The organism is Mesorhizobium qingshengii, from assembly GCF_900103325.1.
Lineage (GTDB): Bacteria > Pseudomonadota > Alphaproteobacteria > Rhizobiales > Rhizobiaceae > Mesorhizobium > Mesorhizobium qingshengii.
In genome coordinates this window covers 1-3,292 of the sequence record NZ_FMXM01000073.1, presented here as the reverse complement: position 1 = coordinate 3,292, position 3,292 = coordinate 1, and the positions used below count along the sequence as shown (strand labels likewise).

The window sequence follows — 3,292 nt, the reverse complement described above, 5'->3', positions numbered from 1 at the left end:
CATTGAACTTGTGCGGCATCGTCGAAATCCGGATCAGGAGACTGAAAACCACCGCTCAATATCAGTCGCCGGGTGATCCACGCAACAACGCCGGCGGCAAGCACCTGCACGTAGGGCTTGGCATAGAAGGCCCTGCGAGGCGCGGGACTCGCGCTGCGGATTGGTGAAGCTAACATCATTTCTCTCCCAACCGGATAGGGGCCGGGCTCTTCCTCCCTTCCAAGGTTTCTCCCGTCGCGACGCTCCGGTCGAACGCTGCTGCCAGGTCGGCCGCAAGTGCCGTGCCAAATAGCGGCGGCGCGCGAGGCTTCACGCCGTGCTTGTGCGGATTTCTGCAAACGCCACTGGCGCGTGCCTCTTATCGAGAGAAGGGCCCAGTGTGGGAGATGGGAGAGTCGCTCCGGGGCCGTTAGACGCAGCCTGGCGGCGGCCAAGCGATTGCCACAGCGATCCCGTATCGTTTGGCGCTCTACAAAATGGCGGGAGTCGACCGGCCGCGTTGTGACATAGGCCTTAAGTTGCTCTGCTGGTGCGATCGCTGTGCTGCATCCGCACCCCCCGGATCAACGGCGCCTGGTTGGGAGTTCGACGCCGGGTGCGGATTTCACAAAGAAACAACGGGTCGACACCCAAGCGAAGCTCCGCAGACGCAGTTCCAGTGCAACGAAAGACGCAGGCTAGACGGCCCTCTTGTTGCCCCACAGCAGAACGTGCAGCTGCGGCAGCACGCGTGCATCGAACCACCTGTCGCCGGTTACCTTTTCAACCAGCCACTCCATGCGTTTCATTATTCCGTCCATATCGACAGACGCGTCTTCGTTGCCAGGACCGGGCGGCGTGTGATTGCCCGGTTGCAGGTAGACCGGAAGGCGCGGAAATCGCTCCGCGGCGCCTTTCGCGTAGACGTAGTCGCTCTCGTCAAAAACAACGAGCTTGAGCACGATTTGAGGCTTCTCCTGCGCTGCATCGACGCACGCCTCGAGAGCGGCCCAATCGGTCATCATTTCGCTCGAAGGCGGCTTTGGGCTGAGGACCAGCACGTCAAGGTCGCCAAACCAGTCCCTGGCCACCGAGCCTTGGGTCTCCAGCGCAAAACGGTAACCTTCACGATGGCCTCGCTCGATGAGCGCACGAAATGGCTGAATGGCCGGATTGCCGCCTGACAGCGACACCATCACTGGCCGACCGCCGGAAAGGGTCACGACGGTTTGCCATACCGCATTGATTGGCATCATCTCCCATTCGCTGCGGAATTGATTGTCCACCGCATGGAGACTGTCGCACCAGGAACAGCGATAGTCACACCCGCCGGTTCTGATGAAGACCGTCGGCAAACCGATGAGCACGCCCTCGCCCTGGATCGTCGGCCCGAAAATCTCGCTCACGCGGATTGCGGTATGCGTATCGGTCATGGCCGGTATTCCGCCCAGGTTTTCGGCGTTTCGCTCACCCGCACGGCCGAAGCTTCGGGCAGGCGTGCCTTGCACCATAGATAAAAATGTCTGGCAAGGCATTCCGCGGTGACTTGCTCATGTCCCAGCACGTCGTTGAGATGTCGGTGGTCGAAGCCCTCGTCGATATAGCGTTTGAATGGCGCCAGATCGTGATAGTCGCGCACGAAGCCGTCGTCGTTCAGTTCCTTCGCCGAAAGCTCCACTTCGACGATGTAGTTGTGCCCGTGCAGGCGCGCGCATTGGTGATCGGGCGGCAACGAGGTGAGCTGATGCGAGGCCGAGAAGTGGAATTCCTTGGTGATGCGGAACATTACGCGGTCCTCCTTCGCAGCGCGTCGAGCCAGAAGTCGGAGTCCTCGTAGTCGGTGGGGTCCGGGTGCCCAGAAAGATGAAATGCCTCGCGCCGCTCGACGCAGGTGCCGCACCTGCCGCAGTGACGCTCGGCGCCCTTGTAGCAGGACCAGGTCTGCGCAAATGGCGTTCCGTATGTTGCACCATCCCTCACAATGTCCGCCTTCGTAAGATTCACATAGGGCGCGTAGACGCGAATCTTCGCGTAGCCGTCGAGCGCACGGTCTTGCATCATCTGGAAAGAGTCGATGAAGGCCGGACGGCAGTCGGGATAAATGAAATGATCCCCACCATGCACGGCAGTCGCCACCGCTTCGACCTTGTGCGCGGCGGCAAGCCCGAAGGCGGTGGCCAACATGATGGCGTTCCGGTTCGGCACCACCGTCGCCTTCATCGTGTCTTCGGCGTAGTGCCCGTCCGGCACATCCACACCGTCTATCAGCGCGGAGCCGGAAAGGCCGCGACCGATTTCGCGGATGTCGATGATGCGATGAGGGACGTTCAGACGCTCAGCGCAAAGGGCGGCAAAGCTCAATTCCTTCCGGTGCCGTTGGCCATAATCGAAAGACAGAAGGCCGGCGAGCTCGTGCTGGGCTGCCACCTTGTGAGCAAGAGTAACCGAGTCCAATCCGCCGGAGCAGACGACGAGAGTCTTCATCATTGGGTCCTTGTTTTAACCGGGTAGGCTGCGACCGGAGATTTCTCTGCGCTCCTCGTACTTCAGGAAATCCATGTTGTGAAGTGAATATGGAGACGAGTTTGATGTGCTGACGCGACAAAGCGCCCAGAGGCGATGCCCCTGCAATAAACACGGACGAGCGAAACGGCACGCTTCAGTGGATGTTCAAAGGCGAGTCGAATAGGCTCTGAAGGAGGACCGAATCTTCGGAAAACAAAGTTCGCGACGCTTCGATCAAGGGCCCGGCGGCAACGCGTTTCGAGGACGCCACCGCGAGGTTTCATGTACAAGACGGCCCGAGAATGGCGTTGCCGCAAAGAACGGACTTACCAGATGGGATACGCCGAAATGCAGATGTCCGGAATGATCACGACATCAATTGTCGCGGCAACTTGGTTGGCCGCCTCTTCGGGTTGCGTAGATCCCGCACATTGCGCTTAAGGATCGGTTCGAACGGAGCACGTCTTCGGTCAATGGCCGCCGGCAAACCCTAAATGATCGGTCGTGACCGACATATGTGAAAAAGCCGGTGTGCGTCGATTGCAATCACCCCAGTGTTGCGCGCAGTTACCTTATGAATGAACTGGATTTGATGATTTTCCAGATGGCGGTCGAAAGCGTCCGCTCGCTCTCCCTGAGCTTCGCTGAAAAAGTCGCGGAGATAGCCACCAGGGGCACCGTAAAGTTAACCGACGGCTGATGAAGATGTGCGAACATTGGCCTGCTGCCGGTTTTTCGGACACCAGGTTAAGCTAACATAGCTTGTTCCTCAAACTCCACGGGGCTCAGATAGCCCAGCGTCGAGTGG

Annotated in this window: 4 protein-coding genes; 1 reads left to right on the top strand and 3 read right to left on the bottom strand. The window is 59.3% G+C overall.

Annotation, left to right across the window (positions count from 1 at the left end; all coding sequences use genetic code 11):
- Positions 1-677 precede the first annotated feature (677 nt).
- From queE to queC, 3 genes are read right to left on the bottom strand one after another with little or no spacing between them, the layout of a single operon-like run.
- Positions 678-1,412, bottom strand: coding sequence for a 7-carboxy-7-deazaguanine synthase QueE (gene queE, locus BLS48_RS34225; RefSeq protein WP_038654934.1), 735 nt, complete (start codon positions 1,410-1,412; stop codon positions 678-680).
- A complete protein-coding gene (queD, locus tag BLS48_RS34220; protein ID WP_038654931.1) occupies positions 1,409-1,765 on the bottom strand; it encodes a 6-carboxytetrahydropterin synthase QueD in 357 nt (118 codons plus the stop codon). Before queD ends, queE begins: the two co-directional genes overlap by 4 nt.
- Positions 1,765-2,463: a 7-cyano-7-deazaguanine synthase QueC gene (gene queC, locus BLS48_RS34215; protein ID WP_038654928.1), complete on the bottom strand. Its 699-nt coding sequence runs from the start codon at positions 2,461-2,463 to the stop codon at positions 1,765-1,767. The genes queD and queC overlap by 1 nt, the downstream gene beginning before the upstream one ends.
- 595 nt (positions 2,464-3,058) lie before the next feature.
- Here queC and BLS48_RS36660 point away from each other — a divergent pair.
- Positions 3,059-3,184, top strand: coding sequence for a hypothetical protein (locus BLS48_RS36660; protein ID WP_276315590.1), 126 nt, complete (start codon positions 3,059-3,061; stop codon positions 3,182-3,184).
- Positions 3,185-3,292: the final 108 nt, after the last annotated feature.

Excerpts from the sequence above, each read along its gene's own strand:
- queE (WP_038654934.1), bottom strand. The coding sequence starts at position 1,412 with ATGACCGATACGCATACCGCAATCCGCGTGAGCGAGATTTTCGGGCCG.
- queD (WP_038654931.1), bottom strand. The coding sequence starts at position 1,765 with ATGTTCCGCATCACCAAGGAATTCCACTTCTCGGCCTCGCATCAGCTC.
- queC (WP_038654928.1), bottom strand. The coding sequence starts at position 2,463 with ATGAAGACTCTCGTCGTCTGCTCCGGCGGATTGGACTCGGTTACTCTT.
- BLS48_RS36660 (WP_276315590.1), top strand. The coding sequence starts at position 3,059 with ATGAATGAACTGGATTTGATGATTTTCCAGATGGCGGTCGAAAGCGTC.